Here is an 18,050-nt window from a genome sequence, read left to right as displayed (position 1 = left end):
CGATACATGAGTACCCACGCAGTACAGCAGCAGAGCCAGGGAAGCGCTAACCACAGCATTCTTGACAGCATCATCAGTCAGACACAACTGACCCCGGACGACGAAGCCTACGATATCGCCAAGCGAGGCGTGTCTGCTTTTATTGAAGAGTTACTCAAACCGCAAAACAGCGGTGAACCGGTCAAGAAGGCCATGGTTGACCGCATGATCGCCGATATCGATGCCACACTCAGCCTCCAGGTGGACGAGATACTTCATCACCAAGAGTTCCAGGCACTGGAGTCGGCGTGGCGCGGTTTGCAACTATTGGTCGAGCGCACCAACTTTCGCGAAAACATCAAGATTGAGATGCTCAGCGTCTCCAAGGGCGATTTGCTGGATGACTTCGAGGACTCGCCGGAAATCATGCAGTCGGGCCTCTACAAGCATATCTATACTGCTGAATACGGGCAGTTCGGGGGGCAGCCGGTAGGTGCAATCATCGCTAATTACTTCATGTCCCCAAGCGCGCCGGACGTGAAATTGATGCAGTACGTGTCCAGCGTCGCCTGTATGTCTCACGCTCCGTTCATCGCTGCGGCTGGCCCGAAATTCTTTGGACTGGAGAGCTTCGCTGGTCTTCCGAATCTCAAGGATCTCAAAGACCACTTCGAGGGACCGCAATTCGCCAAGTGGCAAAGCTTCCGTCAATCCGAAGACGCCCGTTACATGGGGTTGACCGTACCGCGCTTCCTGTTGCGCAACCCATACGATCCAGAAGAAAACCCGGTCAAGTCATTCGTATACAAGGAAGCCGTCGCCAACAGCCATGAGCATTACCTCTGGGGTAATACTGCGTACGCGTTTGCTACAAGATTGACTGATAGTTTTGCCAAATTTCGCTGGTGTCCGAACATAGTCGGGCCTCAAAGCGGTGGTGCTGTAGAAGACCTCCCGCTGCACCATTTCGAAAGCATGGGCGAGATCGAAACCAAGATTCCAACCGAAGTGCTGATTTCCGACCGTCGCGAATACGAACTGGCCGAGGAGGGGTTCATTTCCCTGACCATGCGCAAGGGCAGCGATAACGCCGCGTTTTTCTCAGCCAGTTCCGTACAGAAACCGAAATTTTATGGCATCGGCGCCGAGGACAAGCATGCGGAGCTGAACTACAAGCTTGGCACCCAGCTACCGTACATGATGATCGTCAATCGCTTGGCTCATTATTTGAAGGTTCTGCAGCGCGAGCAACTGGGGTCATGGAAGGAGCGTACGGACCTGGAACGTGAGCTCAACAATTGGATCCGCCAGTACGTGGCCGACCAGGAGAATCCGAGTGCCGAGGTCCGTGGTCGACGTCCGTTGCGTGCGGCGAAAATCATTGTCAGCGACGTTGAAGGCGACCCTGGTTGGTATCGCGTTGGCCTGAACGTACGCCCTCACTTCAAATATATGGGTGCCGATTTCACCTTGTCTCTGGTTGGCAAGCTGGACAAGGCGTAGGCGCGACTCATGACTTATGGCAGCCTTTTCGAGCGCCTGTCCGATGATGTCGGAAAAAATGCGGTTTTGAGCCGTCAGGTTCGCGTCACCGCATCAGTGGCTGCCCACCTGGCCAAGATGCTCAGTACCCGCGCTGGTAGCGTGCAGACGGTACCCGACTACGGACTACCTGATCTCAATGACATGCGCTTGAGCCTGCATGACGCAAGAAGCCAAGCCCGCGCGGCCATCAGGACCTTCATCGAGGCGTACGAACCTCGCCTCAAAAATGTCCGTGTCGCTTCAATGCCGAATGACGCTGATCAGCTTCGTCTGTCCTTCAGCATCGACGCGTTGTTGGAGGTGACAGGTGTCAAGCGGCAGGTAAGTTTTATCGCGTGCCTGGATGGCCGCGGCCAGGTCAAGGTCAGACAAGGATAGCCAATCATGTCGTTTAACCATTACTACCAGAGCGAGTTGACGGCGCTTCGCCAGTTGGGGCGACGTTTCTCCGAGCGGAATCCGGCATTGGCGCCATTTCTAGGGCAGGCGGGACGGGACCCAGATGTCGAGCGGTTGCTGGAAGGGTTTGCATTCTTGACCGGCCGACTGCGTCAGAAGCTCGATGATCAGTTGCCGGAACTGAGCCATTCACTGATGCAACTGCTTTGGCCGAATTACATGCGGCCGCTACCCGCCTTCAGTATTTTACAGTTCGATCCGCTGCAACGATCCGGTCCTGCATTACGAGTGGAGCGAGATACGCCAGTCGAAAGCAAGCCAGTCCAAGAGGTGCGTTGCCGCTTTTTGACTTGTTATCCAACTGAAGTCTTGGCGCTTGATTTGACCAAGTTGAGTTATTCAGTGAAAGGGGACGGGTCGCTATTGAGCCTGCGTCTGGAGATGCATTGCGACGGCCATTTTGGTGAATTGCAATTGAACCGTTTGCGTCTGCACTTCGCCGGCGAGCGTTACATCAGCCAAATGCTTTACCTCAGTCTGTTACGTAACCTTGAGGGAATCGAGCTGATCCCGCTGGACTACGCCGGTGACGTGCTCGCTGCTGAAGATGGCAGTCCGCTGGTGCTCAGGATCCCAGCTGACCATGTCCAGCCGGTGGGGTTTGCCGAAGAGGAAGCACTCATCCCGTACCCGCTGAATACCTTCCGCGGCTATCGATACCTGCAGGAGTATTTTGCTTTTCAGGAAAAGTTCCTGTTCGTCGATGTCAATGGCCTCGATGTGATCAATGCTTGGCCGCTCAGCAGCCTCAAGCGGATGCGAGGCCTGGACATGCGCTTTGATATAGGCAAAAGCAGCATCCAGCGGATGCGCCCCACGCTGGATAACGTGAAGCTTTACTGCACGCCCATCGTCAATCTGTTTAAGCATGACGCTCTGCCGATTCGCCTGGATGGCAAACAGGACGATTACCTGCTGCTGCCAGCCGATTATGACCAGGAGCACTGCGGGGTGTTTTCGGTGGAGAGTGTCACGGGTTGGAATCCCGGCGGTCTGGGTTACCAGGCTTATGTACCGTTCGAATCCTTCGAGCATGATTCGAGCTTCGACGTGCCCCACAGCCGCCCCTACTACAGCGTCCGCCAACGTCCTTCGTTGGTGCACGATGGCCTCGACACTTGCCTGGGCTTTGGCGTCAGACACGTCCAATCCCATGAAACGCTTTCGATTGAGCTGATGTGCACGAACCAAAACTTGCCTCGCCACCTACAGCCCGGGGACATCAATCAACCTAGTGACAGAAGTCCGGAATCGTTGAGCTTCCGCAACATAGGCCCAGTCACCCAAAGCTTTGCGCCTCCGCTCAATCGCGACTTCCTCTGGAAGCTGATTAGCAACATGTCGCTCAACTACCTATCGCTGGCGGACGTCAATGCGCTGAAGGTAATTCTCGAAACCTACGATTTTCCGCGCTACTACGACGAGCAGACAGAGAAGGTCAGCAAGCGTTTGCTGGATGGGCTCAAGTCGATCAAGCACCAGCATGTAGACCGGCTGCACCGGGGGCTGCCGGTTCGCGGCCTGCGCACTGAGCTGACCATTGATCCACAGGGCTACATTGGAGAAGGCGACGTGTTCGTCTTCGCTTCAGTCCTCAACGAATTTTTTGCTCTTTATGCCAGCCTCAATTCGTATCACGAGCTGCGAGTGAACAGCACACAGGGAGAGGTGTATCAATGGACGCCACGCATGGGCCAGCAGCCGCTTCTATAAACGTGCTGACAAAATCGATACGTGAATACTCACTGTTTCAGGCTGTGTTGCTGGTTATTGACCGGCTGCGTGAAGCCCATCCTGATCTGAGTGACGAGGAACTGTACGACCAATTGGAATTCCAGGCTAACCCTAGCCTGGGATTTCCGGCCAGTGACATCGAGCGTGTGGAGTTTTTCGAGGAGCAGGGAAGGGTGAAAGCGCGCCTGTGCTTGAACCTCATTAGCCTTGTGGGCGCAGGGTCACCGTTACCGGCGTTCTATGCAGAACAAGCCTTGGGACAAGAGGACACCAATTCGACTCGCCATTTCCTCGACTTGTTTCACCATCGTCTCCAACGATTAATGCTGCCGATATGGCAAAAGTACCGTTACTGCGCAAGCTTCGAGAGTGGTGCCAGAGACTCGTTTTCCGAACAGTTATTTGCACTGATCGGCCTGGGCGGCGAAGAAATTCGCACGGCCCGCCAACTTAATTGGAAACGTTTGTTGCCGTACCTGGGCTTGCTCAGCCTTCGTGCCCACTCCGCGGCACTGATCGAAGCCGTACTACGTTACTACTTCAAGCACGCTGAGCTGAAGCTCGAACAATGTATTGAGCGCTGCGTCGACATCCTTGGCGAGCAGCGCAATCGCCTGGGTAATTTCAACAGCCATCTGAGCGAAGACCTGGTGCTTGGCGAAAGGGTACGCGACCGCAGCGGCAAGTTTCGTATCCATATCCGCGAGCTGGACTGGCAACGCTTCCACGAATTCCTGCCCATCGGTATGGGTTATCAGCCGCTGTGTTCGCTGGTGCGATTCATCCTGCGTGATCCCCTTGAATATGACATTCGCCTGGTCCTGCGCCGGCAGGAAATACGTGAGTTGCGCCTTGGAGGACAGAACACGTGTCGCTTGGGATGGACCAGTTGGCTTGGACATGAACGCGCCGATGGTGTGCTGACCCTCGGCAGCAAACTCATTAGGAATGGATGACATGATCAACGTAGATCTTCAGCGACTTATTCAAACATTGGACGCCGAAACAAGAAGCGACCTGGAGCGTTCGGCCGAGCGATGCGTAGACCGTGGTGCCAATGAAGTTCTGGTGGAAGACTTGATGTTGGGCCTGTTGGAGCGCCCACGGGGTCTGCTCGTGCGTGCCTTGGAGGATGTCCGGATAAGTGCGGGCGAGTTGAGTGTCAACTTGCAACGACGAGCGGAAAGCTGCGCCTCGCGTAACCCGACATTCGCTCCCGAGCTGGTGCAATGGCTGCAAGATGCACTGCTGGTAGCCAATCTCGAATTGGGGCGGAGCCAGGTTGGACAAGCGGCATTGGTCCTGGCATTGCTGCTTAACCCGCTTCGCTATGTGGATCGCCCTTATCAAGCTTTGCTTAGCAAGTTGAATGTCGACCGACTGAAAGATTTCGTCCTGTCACAGCAGGTCCAACCGACCGAAGCTCAAACCGTTGCGTCGGGCGACTTTCTGCTGGAGCGCTTTACCCATAACCTGACTCAACAGGCCCGTGAAGGCCAGCTCGACCCAGTGTTATGTCGAGACGGTGAGATCAGGCAAATGGTCGATATCCTCGTTCGACGCCGGAAAAACAATCCAATCGTGGTCGGTGAAGCAGGGGTGGGCAAGACCGCCATTGTGGAAGGGCTGGCCTTGCGTATCGCTGCGGGAGAAGTACCGTCCGTGCTTGAAGGCGTTGAGTTGCTTTCGTTGGACATGGGCCTGCTGCAGGCCGGCGCCGGCATGAAAGGTGAGTTCGAGCGCCGTCTCAAAGGTGTAATCGAAGGGGTCAGGACTTCGCCCAAACCCATCATTTTATTTATCGACGAGGCCCACACCTTGATCGGTGCGGGTAACAGCGCCGGGGGGGGCGATGCGGCCAACCTGCTGAAGCCAGCGTTGGCTCGGGGCGAACTGCGCACCATTGCCGCCACCACTTGGGCGGAATACAAAAATATTTTGAGAAGGACCCTGCCCTGGCACGGCGCTTCCAGCCAGTGCGATTGCACGAGCCGACTGTCGATGAGGCGGTGACCATCCTGCGTGGCTTGGTCCAGACCTACGAGAGCAGCCATGGAATTTACCTACGTGATGATGCGGTGGTCGCAGCGGCGCAATTGTCTGCACGTTACCTGGCCGGGCGCCAACTGCCTGACAAGGCCATCGATGTGCTCGACACCGCCTGTGCTCGTGTGCGCATCAGTCTGGCCGCTGCGCCGCAAAGCCTTGAGCGACAACGCGGTGAGTTGGTCGAAAGTGAGCGTCAGCGCCAGGCGTTGCGCCGCGATGTCGGAGCCGGCTTGTCTATTGATCTTCAGATGCTGGAGGCGTTAGAGGCGCGTCTGGGTGCCATGAAGGATGAGTGTCGGGCGCTGGAGAACCAGTGGACCAATCAACGCATCCTTGCGGAGCGCCTGCTATCGCTGCGTCAACAATTGGCCGCGGCGCGGGGAGCCGCAGCGGATCAGGCGCTTGATGTCGAGGTTCTAGAGGCGGCATTACGTGAAACTCATGGCGCGTTGGTTGCAGCGCAGGTCCATGGGCGCCTGGTCAGCTTTGAAGTTTGCCCGCGGCTGGTGGCAGAAGTGATCAGTGCCTGGACCGGTGTACCACTTTCGCAACTGGCAAGGGAGCACAACGTAAAAGTCGCCCGTTTCGCGACGGACCTGCGTACCCGTATTCGCGGCCAGGAACAGGCGGTGCAGGCGCTGGATCTTGCGATGCGATCGGCTGCGGCAGGCCTGAACAAGCCCGATGCTCCGGTGGGCGTGTTTCTGTTAGTGGGTCCGAGCGGCGTCGGCAAGACCGAAACGGCGCATGCCCTGGCCGACCTGCTCTACGGCGGTGATCGTTTCATGACCATCCTCAACATGGCCGAGTTTCAGGAGAAACACACCATCTCTCGGCTGATCGGTGCGCCACCGGGCTATGTCGGTTTTGGTGACGGCGGGATGCTCACTGAAGCCGTACGGCAAAAACCTTATTCGGTGGTATTGCTCGATGAGGTCGAAAAAGCCGACCCGGATGTGCTGAATCTGTTCTACCAAATCTTCGACAAAGGCATAGCCAATGATGGAGAAGGACGGGAAATCGACTTTCGCAACACACTGATTCTGATGACATCGAATTTGGGCAGTGAGCGTATCAGCGAGTTGTGCAAGAACGACGCTCGTCCGAGTGCCGAACGCCTGAAAGATTCCATTGGCCCGATACTCGTCAAGCATTTCAAACCAGCGCTTTTGGCCCGGATGTGTGTGGTGCCGTACTACCCCCTCAGCGGGCCGGTCTTGCGAGAGTTGGTGGAACTCAAACTCGATCGTTTGGGGGAGCGACTGAGCCGGCGTCAGCTGGGTTTCAGCTACTGCGGGCGTCTTGTTGAGCATCTGGTCGAACGATACGTCCCCAATGGTAGTGGCGCCCGCCTGATTGACCGTCTGCTGGACCTGCATCTGATGCCATTGGTCGCCGATCGGTTGGTTGCGGCCATGGCGGAGGACCAGCCACTGCGGCATGTACACGCTACGCTCGACGGCGACGTCAGCGTAGTGTGTGAGTTCGCCTGAGGTGGGTGCGATGTTCGAGACGGCTACCCAACCGCTTGCCCTTGCCGAAGCGCTTTTGACGCAGTTTTCCAAACTTTCGCGCTTGGCGGACGGTGATTGTTTGGTAAGGGATTTCATTCAGGGTGTAGCGGGACTGACCGGTTGTGAGCTGGCTCAGCTGTACTTGCTTGATGCCAGTCAAGGCCACCTGAAAGTACATGCTGAATGCCTTGATGGTCTCTTGCGGTTTCGGGAGCGGACCGAACGGTTCAATTACCACAGCGAGCAACTGTTGCAATTTGCCCTGCGCCAGAACCGTGTGGTTAGCCTCACAGAGCTGAGCAGTTGCCTGTATGAAACCAGTTTCCTTCCGGTCCGGGCCAGGCCCTGGCAGTCGCTGCTCTGTGTGCCCCTCGCCAACCCGCAGGGGGGCGTTACGGGCCTGTTGCTATGCGCCAGTGTTCAGCGTGTCGATTTGCATGGGTTCGCTGAATCCTTGCGACATCTTGGAGCTTTCGCGCTTGGCCAGATGCATCTATTACGACGCATATGCGGTCCAGTCGAAGAGCCCGTACATGTCATCGGTGATCTGCCGACCGGCAATGACTATGGCCTGATCGGCAGGAGCGCGGCGATGCGCCAGACTTGCTCGCTGATCAGTAAAGTATTGTGCAGCCCCTACTCCATCTTGTTACGGGGCGAGACCGGTACGGGTAAGGAAGTCGTGGCTCGGGCTATCCATGATTATGGGCAGCGTCGGTCCCAGGCGTTCATCGTACAGAACTGCGCGGCCGTTCCTGAAAACTTGTTGGAAAGCGAGCTTTTTGGCTATCGCAAAGGGGCTTTCACCGGTGCCGACCGGGATCGTACCGGGCTATTCGATGCGGCCAATGGGGGCACGCTGCTGCTAGATGAAATTGGCGACATGCCATTGTCCCTCCAAGCCAAGTTGTTGCGAGTTTTGCAGGAGGGTGAAATCCGCCCTTTGGGATCGAACGAGACTCACCACGTCGACGTTCGGATCATCGCCGCCACTCATCGTGATCTGAAGCAATTGATGGAAGAGGGCAGGTTTCGCGAAGACCTGTATTACCGCCTCGCACAGTTTCCGATCCAACTGCCGGCGTTGCGTCAACGCGAGGGCGACATTATTGAATTGGCCCGGCACTTTGCCGACAAGGCTTGCGCGCTCCTGCAGCGCGCTCCGGTTCGTTGGTCAGACGAGTCGCTCGATCATCTGGCCGCCTATGGCTTCCCAGGAAATGTCCGTGAACTCAAAAGCGTCGTAGAAAGGGCAGTACTGCTATGCGAGAACGGCGAACTGCGCGTCGAGCATTTTACGCTGCACATCCAGCCCCCATCCAATCGCGGCCGCGTAACCCTACGAGAACGGCTGGCGCAAATCGAACGTAGCCTACTGATCGACTGCCTGCGCGAGAGCGCCGGCAACAAGACGCGTGCCGCCCGTGAACTGGGTTTGCCAATCCGCACACTGATCTATCGCCTTGGCCGCTTGAACATTCAGCGCGGTGATTTCAATTGATCCAGCCATTACTAGCCCGTACCGATGCCAGCCTGGCTCGTTCACACCTGGAGATATTCCGATGCCTGTTTTGTCCCGGCAAGCCGCTCTGCTGGCGTTCATTGTGCTGTCCGCCCTCATGGGTTGCAGCGGTAACTATAAATTCGATGACATTGATTATCGTCCCCTGGGGGATCCACAGGCGGTCAATCGCGGCAAGTAACAACAAGGAGCTTCAATAAATGGAACTTGTTCTTGAAATGCTCAGTGCCAAGCAGTTCGTTGCTGCGCAGCGGTGCAAGAAAACTTTCGGGCCGGCTGGTGGCGTCATTGGAAGAGGTGAGGACTGTGATTGGATCATCCCTGACCGCCAGCGACTGCTTTCCAAACGTCATGCCCAGGTCAGCTTCCAGGAGGGCGCATTTTTTCTGACCGACACAAGTGGCAATGGGACGACCCATCGTGAAAGTGGAAGACGTCTGCCCAGCGACGCACCGGTACGCATACAGGACGGAGACGCCTACATCATGGGTGATTTCGAGATCCTTGCACGGCTGGTCTGCGGGCCTGAAATGAGACCTGTTGACCCCAACCGCACGATGTTGGCCGGTAGCCTTATTCCGGATGACGCATTTCTGGACCTCGATCCGCTGAAGGCTCTGGAACAACACGAGCATGTCCGCATGGATATAGATGCGTTGATAGATCCGGCTACTGCACGACCGGACATCCCAGGGAGTTCGGATTACGCTCGCATCGATATGGAAAACCTCCTACTGCCAAAGCTGGTTGCAGCGCCAGCTGAGTCTGTGGCGGAGCCAGCCCCGTCATTCGACCCTGTCGACCACCCCCTCGAGGATTTCTGGCAGCGTTTCGGTAACGCCTTGGGGATAAGCCTCGAAAGCTTGGACCAAGAGGCCCGTGAAGCTTTGGCGATCAGCGCCGCGCTGCTGCTCAAGCAAAGCATGAGGGGGGTGCAACAGAGCCTGCGCACACGCTCGGAGTTGAAAAACGAATTACGTCTACCTCAGCCATTCATTCAGGAGGAGCAGGAAAATCCATTGAAATCCGCTGACAGCGCGCTGCAGAAGCTATTGCTGCCGACCAACCCAGCACCATTATCGGCCGAGCAACTTATTACCCGTGCATTTCACGACCTGCAAGCCCACCAGGTGGCTTTGCTCTCAGCCAGTCGCGTCACCTTGCGTGCAACGTTGGAACACTTTTCCCCTCGACAGTTGATCCTACGCCTGGAGCGGGAGCACAAGCCGCTAATCAGCACCTCCGGCCACTATTGGAAGGCCTATAGCCGATATCACCAAGCGCTATGTCAGGACGAGGATTGGACCGATCGCCTATTGGTCCGGGATTTCGCCCAGGCCTATGAAGAGCAGGTTCGGTTGATTTCCAGCCTGCAAACCGACTATCACGGATGAACCCATGTATCACTGCACGATGTTTTTAAAGATTCTGACGGCTGTATCCATGGCAATGTTGTTGGCCGGTTGCGCCGCGCTGTCGCCCTTTTCGACGATGACCAAGCTCAACCTCACGCTCACCGCAAGCGATCAACTCAACCTTGACCTCAATGGACGGCCATCACCGGTGGTAGTGCGGTTGTTTGAACTCAAGCATCCGGTAGCTTTTGAAAATGCAGACTTCTTCAGCCTGTATGAGCGTGCGCGAGAAACCCTGTCGCCTGATCTGGTTTCCAGCGAAGAGCTGGAGCTGCGTCCAGGTGAAACCACGGAGCTCAGGCTCAGTATCGCCGGGGGTAGTCGTTATGTTGGCGTGCTCGCGGCATACCGTGACCTGCCACACATCCGATGGCGCTACACACTGCCGATACCAGCCAAACAGTTGACCAAAGCGAACCTGACCCTGGGCCAGGATGGGATCGCCAAGGCGCTTGAAAGTATGCTCAAGGTAAATGACCAATGAATCACGATAAGGTCATTTGGAAGGAAGGCATGTTGTTGCGTCCGCAGCATTTGCAACACAACGATCGTTACTTCGATCACCAATTGAAGGTGCGCACCCGGTTGCTGGCCGGTTACACCTGGGGCTTCCTGGCGCTGGAAATCGATTTGCAATTTCTCAACATGGGCCAATTTGTCGTCAGCAAGGCCAGCGGCGTCCTGCCAGATGGCAGCCTGTTCGAGTTGGGTGGCAATGCCGAACCGCTGGCCCTGGAAGTACCTTCCTCTATCCGCAATGCGCCAATCTACCTGGCTCTGCCATTAGTAACAGGCAATTACATTGAGTCCCGGCGGCCTGAGCAAGCTGATGTACTGGCGCGTTACACCACTTACGATGCGCAGATATCTGACTCCAACGTCGGAGAGGCCGGAGGGAGCCAGATCAGTTGTGGCCGTCCGGACTTGCGCCTGCTGTTAGGAGAACAACAGAGCGACCATGCGTTTGTGAAACTCAAACTTTGCCAGGTGCTCGACGCCACGGCGGACGGTGTGATCCGGCTCGATCCGGACTTTGTGCCGACCTTCATCCTGGCACGCTCATCAAGTTACCTGTTGTCATGCCTCAAGGAGGTGATTGGCATGCTTGCGCACCGGGGCGATAGCCTCGCCGAGCGGATTTGCTCCCATGGCAAAGCGGGAGGTACGCAGGTCGGTGATTTCATGATGCTGCAACTGATCAACCGTAGCGAATTGTTGCTTCGCCATTATCTGGATTTGGAGCAGGTACATCCCGAAACGCTATACCGAGCGATACTGATTCTGCTGGGCGAGCTGGCAACTTTTTCTTGCGACAATAAACGCCCACCGCTCGACAATCGCTATCAGCACAGTGACCAGGGCGGGTCTTTTCGAAGCCTGATGCAAGCGATCCGTCAGGTGTTGTCGATGGTGCTCGAACAGCACGCTGTCGAACTTCAATTGCAGGCAAGGCAATACGGAATCATCGTCGCTCCGGTTCAAGATCTCACGCTGCTGGACTCGGCTTCGTTCGTCTTGGCAGCGAGTGCCAATTGCGATGGCGAAGAGTTGCGCCATCGATTGCCGTCGCATCTCAAGGTGGGTTCGGTGGAGCGTATCCGCCAGTTAGTCAACTTGCATCTCCCCGGGATCAAGATACGGCCTTTGCCCGTTGCACCGCGGCAAATTGCATTTCATGCCAGCAAAACCTATTTCGTTCTTGAACCCAGTGCTGATGACTTGATTCAACTGAAGCGTTCGGCAGGTTTTGCATTCCATGTAAGCGGAGGCTTCGCCGAGCTTGATTTGAAATTCTGGGCCATCAGGAACTGAACGATATGGATATGGAGAATCCTCAGGATGAAACTACCGTCCTGCTCGACCATCATGGACAACGTCCTGTGTCAGGGCCGGTGACCGACGCTGCCGCGCCACCGCGCATGGAGCAGCTGCAAGAGCGGATGGTCTATGCCGCGCATCTGCCGCGGTGTCAGATATTCAGTGTCAGTCCCAACCCGCTGGTAGCAGCTGCGTCAGGGTTGTTGTCGCAAGTGGTGCAGCTCAAGCACGGTCACGATCGGGAAGACTTGCATACTCTCAAGCGAGAATTAAGTTGGGGTCTGGAGCAGTTCGAAGCCCGCGCCTTGCAGGGCGGTGTTGAACACAGTCAGTTGATTGCGGCCCGTTATGTGCTGTGCACCGTAATCGATGAAGCGGTCGCGACCTCAGCGTGGGGCCATCGGAGCGACTGGTCGCAGATCAGTCTGCTTAGCACGTTCCACAACGAAACCTTCGGCGGCGAGAAGGTTTTCCAATTGCTTGAGCGTTTGTCGAAAAATCCCATCAAGCATTTGTCAGTGCTTGAGTTGCTGTATCTGTGCCTATCCCTCGGCTTTGAGGGCAAGTATCGGGTTGAGCCGCGCGGGGTGCTGGAGCTGGAAGGTTTGCGTGACGCTCTGTATCGGTTGATTCGTCAAGTTCGTGGCGATCCCCCTCGAGAGCTGTCGTCCCGCCGGGAGGGTTTCAATGGCAAGCGTAACAACCCGGTTCGCATTGTCCCGGCCTGGACGGTGGCGATCTTCACACTGGTTTGTTTGGGAATGATGTATTCGAGCTTCGCCTGGGTATTGGACGACCAACGCAAAAGCGTGCTGCAACCTTATCTAATGCCAGAGCTGGTTACCGCTCCGGCGATACCATGAACAGGGACGAGTCATGAAATCGATTTTCAGGAAAACCGGTGCCTGGTTGCGCCAGCCCTGGGCCTGGACGCTGCTGCTGGTCCTTTGTATCGCGCTGCAGGTCTGGTTCCTCGGGCCATTCTTGGCCCTCAATGACTACAAGTTCTGGGCCAATCCAACGGTAAGGATGTTGACTATCAGCATGCTTATGCTGGGCTGGGGCCTAGGTATGGTATTCCTCAACGGGCGTGTTGGTTTGAACGCAGGCATCCAGAACAACGACGCTGGACAGCTTCGCAACCTGCCCCAGTCCCTGATGGACGATGAGCAGCGCGAAGTGCGCTCGCGCTTCAAGACCGCTTTAAGAACATGGGCATCCTCAAGCCTTTATTCTGGCCGTGGCAAACGCTGGCGTAATGATCTGCCGTGGTATTTGCTAATGGGCCCGCCCGCGAGTGGAAAGACCAGCCTGCTGGATCGCTCGGGCCTGGAGTTCCCTCTCAACGGGCTAGAGCGAAAGGTGTTCGACGACGCATCGGGTACACGTCATTGCGACTGGTATTTTGCCGAAAACGCCGTGCTGGTGGATACCGCCGGGCGTTACCTGACCCAGGCGGATAGTCATGTCGACAGCAGTGCATGGACTGCATTGCTTGAACTGTTGCGCAAGCGACGCCGCAGTCGACCCTTGAACGGCGTTCTGATGGTGGTGCCGACTGAGATTCTGTTACTGGGCAGCGAGAGTGAAATCACTACGCTGGCCTGTCAGATTCGTCGCCGTTTGCAGGAGCTGCACCAGAGGTTACACATTGAAGTGCCGCTTTATCTGGTTCTGAGCAAAGCTGACAGTGTGCCTGGCTTCAATGAGTTCTTCGATTCGCTGACGGATGAGGAAGGCGATCAGGTCTTGGGCGCAAGTTTCAGCCAGGATCGGTGTGGTAGCGACGTGGTCGTTTTACGTGCCGAGTTCCAGGCCCTGCTGCATCAGCTCAACAGTCAGACGATCATGCGTTTGCATCAGGAACGCGACGCGCTGCGCCGTGGCAGCATCCTGGATTTCCCTGAGCAACTGGCGCAGATCGGTGCCAATTTGTGCCAATTGGTCGAGCAGGCGTTCACTGGAAACGTTTGCACGCTGCGCGGCTTTTACTTGACCTGTGCATTGCCGGCGGGCAAAACCAGGAACTTTTCTCCTGAACAGAAGAAGGCGAGCCAACGCACCAGCGGTGCACAGCCTGGCCGGCGCTCGCGGTTCATCCGTCATCTGATCAGTCGGGTAATTTTTCCGGAAGCCGATCTGGTTGATCTGGCTCAGCGCGAGCGGCGTCGTATCCATTGGGGGCAGCGAGCATTGTACGGCGCAGGGCTGACGACGCTTGGCTTGTTCGGGTTGTTGTTGGCGAACGGTTTTTCGGCCAATCACGAGCGCCTTGAAAGTTTGCGCACCTTGGCGCAACGCTGGGATCAGCAGCAATCGCTTCCGATGGCAGGCGACGAATGGGCTGCGATGCTTGAATCACTGGATACCCGTTTCGAGGCCACCCGGGTTTTTCCGTCCAGCGGGGCGGTGCCGCTACGCGAACGTGCAGGCCTATACCAGGGTGAAACAAGTAGTCCTGTGGTGAACGATGCTTATGCACGTGAATTGAGAGCACAGCTATTGCCTTATGTCGCGCAGAGGCTGGAAGAGCGTATTCGGGATGATTGGAGTGACCGTGAGCGGTTATTCAATAGCTTGCGCGCATATTTGATGCTGGGCCTGCGAGACCGTCGCGATATCGCGTGGCTCAAGGACCGAATGTCTGAAGACGGGTCTCTTCGCTACGCGGGCAATGCTGTATTGCAGGAAGGTTTGAATGTCCATTTTGCGCGTTTGCTGGAGCAACCCTTTATCCATGCGCTCAACGAGCCGCTGGTGGTCCAGGCCCGGGAAGCACTGCGCAGTGAGTCCCTGGCTGGCATCGTCTATAAAACGCTGCATGAACAGGCCAGCCATCTGCCGCTTTATAGAATCAGCCAACATCTGGGTTCGCAGGGCGCTTTGCTGACCGGCGCCGACCATGGCATTCCCGGTTTTTATACCAGACAGGGTTATGAACAGTATTTTTCGGTCAGGGGGGCGATGATAGTCACCGAATTGCTGCGCGACGACTGGGTCTTGGGTGAAGGTGAAGGCCTTAGCGGCATGGATATGCGGCGCCTGATGGTCGAAGTGGAGCAACTTTACTTTCGTGACTATGCCGACCACTGGAGCGAAGCGGTTGGTAGGGTAGCCTTGCAAACGGTTAACAGCGCGGGCGCGGTGCAGTTTGCGGGGCTGACCTCAGCACATTCGCCGATTCTTAAGATGCTGGTACAAGTGCGCGAAAATACCAGATTCAAGGCCACTGCCGAGCGAATCGACGAGGTCACCCAAGTGGCAGGGGCGGGTGCAGATTCCCTTGCAAGACTCGGTGCGGTGGCCAAAAAGGCCTCTGGCTCCCTGACTGAAAGTCTGCCAGGGGCTGCGCAGAGATCCTTACAGCGGCGTTTCGAACCGCTGCATGCGCTGCTTGCACCGGACAATGGCCCAACGGCCGATTTGCTCCAAGTGCTGCGAGCACTTGATGATGTGCAATTGCAACTGGCGAGTCTGTCCCGAGCCGGTGAACCGCAGCACGCCGCTTTCGAATTTGCCAGGAGTCGTATGGACGGTCAGCGCGATGCGCTGAGCAACCTGCGCAGCGCATCTGCTCGCTTACCACGTCCGGTTAGTACATGGTTCAATGTGCTGGCCGAAGACAGTTGGCGCTTGGTACTCGACGACTCCTACCGCTACTTGAGCCAGCGCTACCAGAGCGAGCTGTATAGTTTTTATGCCAAGGCGATCAACAAGCGGTACCCGTTCAGTGCCCATAGCGCCAGCGATGTTGCGCTCAATGATTTCCGAGAGTTTTTCAAGGAACAGGGAATCGCTGACAAATTTTTCGAAAGCTACGTTCGGCCCTTCGTTAGTGGCGCTCCGGGGCACTATCGTTTACGCAACGTCGACGGCCAAAGCTTGCCGATCTCAAACGCCTATCTAGACCAGATGGTGGCGATGCACACGATTCGCCGAAGCTTTTTCGCGGAAAATCCGGCGGAACCGCAGGTGCAGTTCAGGCTTGAGCCTTACACACTGGATCCGACTGTGAGCCGCTCGGAGTTCCGTTTTGGCGACAAGACGCTTGAATACCGTCATGGTCCAATCTTGCCAGTGGCGTTCACTTGGCCGAACGACGCGCAGAACGGTCGAACTGCTCTGGTGCTGGATAAAATGACCGGACGAGGCGTGGGTATCGAAAAGAATACCGGGCCATGGTCGCTGTTTCGTCTGTTTGATCTGATGCAGACCGAATACCTGACAGGGCGCGATGTGCGTGTGCTCAAGGCCGATCTGGGTGGTCTGCGAGCCAATTACCTGTTGACGAGCCAACGCACGCCGAATCCCTTCGACATGAGTGTATTACGGACCTTTCGAATGCCGGTTCAGCTCTGATGCACGGGGGCTGGCGCAGCGCTGCACGGACCGATCGTGGAAAGGTTCGGTCAGGTAACGAGGACGCTTTTCTTGAATGCCCGCAACAAGGCGTATGGGCAGTCGCCGATGGAATGGGCGGCCATTTGGGCGGCGATATCGCCAGCCAGTTGATCGTTGCCAACCTGTCGGACTTACCGATCTGTCGGGACTTGGGCGAGCGTTCGAAAGCGGTGCGCCAGTGCTTGCGCTGGACCAACAGACGGCTGAGTCAGGAGCTCACCGTCACGGGCGTTCACCCTCGCGTTACCGGCAGTACCGTTGTGGTCTTGCTGCTGGAGGGCTCCCGTGGGGTATGCGTCTGGGCTGGCGACAGCCGCTGTTACTTGTGGCGCGGTCGACGGTTATACCAATTGTCTAAAGATCATTCGCTGCAACAGCAATTGATCGACACACAACAGATCAGTCGTAACGAGGCTGCTACCCATCCCGCTGCCAAGGCGCTGACCCGCGCAGTAGGTGCCGCTCTAGAGCTCACTCTGGAGGTGCTGGAGCTGAATGTGCATCCCGGCGATACGTTTTTGTTGTGCAGTGATGGCTTGTACCAAGACCTCAGCGGGGAAGCCCTTGGCAATGCGTTGGGTCTGGCGTCGCCGAGCCTGGCCTTGGAGCGCCTTTTCGACGACGTTCTAAGTGGCCCGGCTCGGGATAACCTGACGGCCGTGGTTATCCGCCAATGAGTGAAGAGGGTTGCCACTCCACATATTTCAGCTTTGTCGGAACCACCCCTTCCACAGCATCTAGCAAGTGCAGTATCAGCGAAATGCCCGAAATACTTGCAGGGCGCTATCGTCTCGAACGCTTGCTTGGGGCCGGCGGCATGGGCGTTGTATACCGCGCGCGCGATCTGTTACACGAGCAATACGGTGATCCCGATCCGTACATCGCGCTGAAGATGCTCAATGAGCAACTTAACGAAGCACCGGACGCCAGCGCGCTGTTATATAGCGAGTTTGCCCTCACCCGGCGATTGCATCATCCGAACGTGCTTCGCCCGTACAGCTTTGAGGTGGACCCTGTCCATCAACGGGCTTTCATCACCATGGAGCTGATGCGCGGTCTGACACTGGATAAGTTGCTCTGCGAACGGCCATTCGGAATGTCTTGGCAGGAACTTAGACCCGTTGCCGTGTCTCTGCTGGACGCCCTGGTGTATGCCCATAGCCGGGGCGTACTGCACGGCGATATCAAGCCAAGCAATGTCATGCTTGGAGAGGAGGGGGTGCGCTTGTTCGATTTCGGTTTGGGCCTCGCTGATAAGGGGCCATGGAAAAACCTCGCGAATCTGAACCGAAAATATCTCAACGCCTGGACGCCGGGCTACGCTGCTCCAGAGTTGCTCGAAGGCGCGCCGCTTTCAGCAAGCGTCGATGTCTATGGCGTGGCTTGTTTGCTTTATGAACTAGCGTGCGGCACTCCACCGTTTGGCCGCGTACCTTCGACTCAGGCCCGCGACGCGCGCTTGGAGCGCGAACTCAAGGCGCCGCGCAACCTGCCCAAACGCTGTTGGACGGCGCTACGCTCAGCGCTCGGGTTCGATCCGGAAAAGCGTGTCATCGGTATGGCTCAGTTGCGCGATGCCTTGGGTCGCGTATCTTCTTGGTGGTGATGTCGTCG

At 56.6% G+C, this 18,050-nt stretch carries 13 protein-coding genes and 1 pseudogene; all 14 read left to right on the top strand.

The window, feature by feature from the left end; translation table 11 throughout:
* Positions 1–6: 6 nt before the first annotated feature.
* The 14 genes and pseudogenes from tssC to PFLQ2_RS00600 all read left to right on the top strand — a co-directional run bounded on the left by tssC (position 7) and on the right by PFLQ2_RS00600 (position 18,042).
* The gene (gene tssC / locus PFLQ2_RS00540; protein ID WP_003187042.1) at positions 7–1,482 is read left to right on the top strand and encodes a type VI secretion system contractile sheath large subunit; all 1,476 of its coding nucleotides are present in this window, start codon (positions 7–9) and stop codon (positions 1,480–1,482) included.
* Positions 1,483–1,491: 9 nt separating this feature from the next.
* A complete protein-coding gene (tssE, locus tag PFLQ2_RS00545) occupies positions 1,492–1,902 on the top strand; it encodes a type VI secretion system baseplate subunit TssE (protein WP_003187041.1) in 411 nt (136 codons plus the stop codon).
* A gap of 6 nt (positions 1,903–1,908) precedes the next feature.
* Positions 1,909–3,696: a type VI secretion system baseplate subunit TssF gene (tssF, locus tag PFLQ2_RS00550; RefSeq protein WP_003187040.1), complete on the top strand. Its 1,788-nt coding sequence runs from the start codon at positions 1,909–1,911 to the stop codon at positions 3,694–3,696.
* Positions 3,660–4,673, top strand: a complete 1,014-nt coding sequence (tssG, locus tag PFLQ2_RS00555; RefSeq protein ID WP_003187039.1) for a type VI secretion system baseplate subunit TssG — start codon at positions 3,660–3,662, stop codon at positions 4,671–4,673. The genes tssF and tssG overlap by 37 nt, the downstream gene beginning before the upstream one ends.
* Before the next feature lies 1 nt (position 4,674).
* Positions 4,675–7,259 (top strand): annotated as a pseudogene (tssH, locus tag PFLQ2_RS28300) (type VI secretion system ATPase TssH).
* A 10-nt stretch (positions 7,260–7,269) separates the two neighbouring features.
* Entirely contained in the window at positions 7,270–8,781 is a 1,512-nt protein-coding gene (locus PFLQ2_RS00560; RefSeq protein WP_003187033.1) for a sigma-54 interaction domain-containing protein, read from the top strand.
* A gap of 61 nt (positions 8,782–8,842) precedes the next feature.
* Positions 8,843–8,983 carry a hypothetical protein gene (locus PFLQ2_RS00565; RefSeq protein ID WP_003187032.1) on the top strand — a complete coding sequence of 47 codons (141 nt, stop codon included), beginning with the start codon at positions 8,843–8,845 and terminating at the stop codon, positions 8,981–8,983.
* Between the two features lie 19 nt (positions 8,984–9,002).
* Entirely contained in the window at positions 9,003–10,196 is a 1,194-nt protein-coding gene (gene tagH, locus PFLQ2_RS00570; RefSeq protein ID WP_003187031.1) for a type VI secretion system-associated FHA domain protein TagH, read from the top strand.
* Between the two features lie 4 nt (positions 10,197–10,200).
* On the top strand, positions 10,201–10,701 hold the full coding sequence (gene tssJ, locus PFLQ2_RS00575) for a type VI secretion system lipoprotein TssJ (protein WP_003187030.1): 501 nt from the start codon (positions 10,201–10,203) through the stop codon (positions 10,699–10,701).
* Positions 10,698–12,029, top strand: coding sequence for a type VI secretion system baseplate subunit TssK (gene tssK / locus PFLQ2_RS00580; protein WP_003187028.1), 1,332 nt, complete (start codon positions 10,698–10,700; stop codon positions 12,027–12,029). Before tssJ ends, tssK begins: the two co-directional genes overlap by 4 nt.
* Before the next feature lie 5 nt (positions 12,030–12,034).
* Positions 12,035–12,898, top strand: coding sequence for a type IVB secretion system protein IcmH/DotU (gene icmH, locus PFLQ2_RS00585; RefSeq protein ID WP_003187027.1), 864 nt, complete (start codon positions 12,035–12,037; stop codon positions 12,896–12,898).
* A 13-nt stretch (positions 12,899–12,911) separates the two neighbouring features.
* Positions 12,912–16,394: a type VI secretion system membrane subunit TssM gene (gene tssM, locus PFLQ2_RS00590; protein ID WP_003187026.1), complete on the top strand. Its 3,483-nt coding sequence runs from the start codon at positions 12,912–12,914 to the stop codon at positions 16,392–16,394.
* Entirely contained in the window at positions 16,394–17,113 is a 720-nt protein-coding gene (locus tag PFLQ2_RS00595; RefSeq protein ID WP_003187025.1) for a PP2C family protein-serine/threonine phosphatase, read from the top strand. The genes tssM and PFLQ2_RS00595 overlap by 1 nt, the downstream gene beginning before the upstream one ends.
* Complete coding sequence (locus PFLQ2_RS00600) at positions 17,110–18,042, top strand: serine/threonine-protein kinase (RefSeq protein ID WP_003187024.1); 933 nt, start codon at positions 17,110–17,112, stop codon at positions 18,040–18,042. The genes PFLQ2_RS00595 and PFLQ2_RS00600 overlap by 4 nt, the downstream gene beginning before the upstream one ends.
* Positions 18,043–18,050 lie beyond the last annotated feature (8 nt).

This window comes from Pseudomonas fluorescens Q2-87, assembly GCF_000281895.1.
Taxonomy (GTDB): Bacteria; Pseudomonadota; Gammaproteobacteria; order Pseudomonadales; family Pseudomonadaceae; genus Aquipseudomonas; species Aquipseudomonas fluorescens_S.
This window is presented reverse-complemented; position numbering and strand designations above follow the sequence as displayed.

Coding starts and splice junctions, on each gene's coding strand:
- tssC (WP_003187042.1), top strand. CDS start 7: ATGAGTACCCACGCAGTACAGCAGCAGAGCCAGGGAAGCGCTAACCAC.
- tssE (WP_003187041.1), top strand. CDS start 1,492: ATGACTTATGGCAGCCTTTTCGAGCGCCTGTCCGATGATGTCGGAAAA.
- tssF (WP_003187040.1), top strand. CDS start 1,909: ATGTCGTTTAACCATTACTACCAGAGCGAGTTGACGGCGCTTCGCCAG.
- tssG (WP_003187039.1), top strand. CDS start 3,660: ATGGACGCCACGCATGGGCCAGCAGCCGCTTCTATAAACGTGCTGACA.
- PFLQ2_RS00560 (WP_003187033.1), top strand. CDS start 7,270: ATGTTCGAGACGGCTACCCAACCGCTTGCCCTTGCCGAAGCGCTTTTG.
- PFLQ2_RS00565 (WP_003187032.1), top strand. CDS start 8,843: ATGCCTGTTTTGTCCCGGCAAGCCGCTCTGCTGGCGTTCATTGTGCTG.
- tagH (WP_003187031.1), top strand. CDS start 9,003: ATGGAACTTGTTCTTGAAATGCTCAGTGCCAAGCAGTTCGTTGCTGCG.
- tssJ (WP_003187030.1), top strand. CDS start 10,201: ATGTATCACTGCACGATGTTTTTAAAGATTCTGACGGCTGTATCCATG.
- tssK (WP_003187028.1), top strand. CDS start 10,698: ATGAATCACGATAAGGTCATTTGGAAGGAAGGCATGTTGTTGCGTCCG.
- icmH (WP_003187027.1), top strand. CDS start 12,035: ATGGATATGGAGAATCCTCAGGATGAAACTACCGTCCTGCTCGACCAT.
- tssM (WP_003187026.1), top strand. CDS start 12,912: ATGAAATCGATTTTCAGGAAAACCGGTGCCTGGTTGCGCCAGCCCTGG.
- PFLQ2_RS00595 (WP_003187025.1), top strand. CDS start 16,394: ATGCACGGGGGCTGGCGCAGCGCTGCACGGACCGATCGTGGAAAGGTT.
- PFLQ2_RS00600 (WP_003187024.1), top strand. CDS start 17,110: ATGAGTGAAGAGGGTTGCCACTCCACATATTTCAGCTTTGTCGGAACC.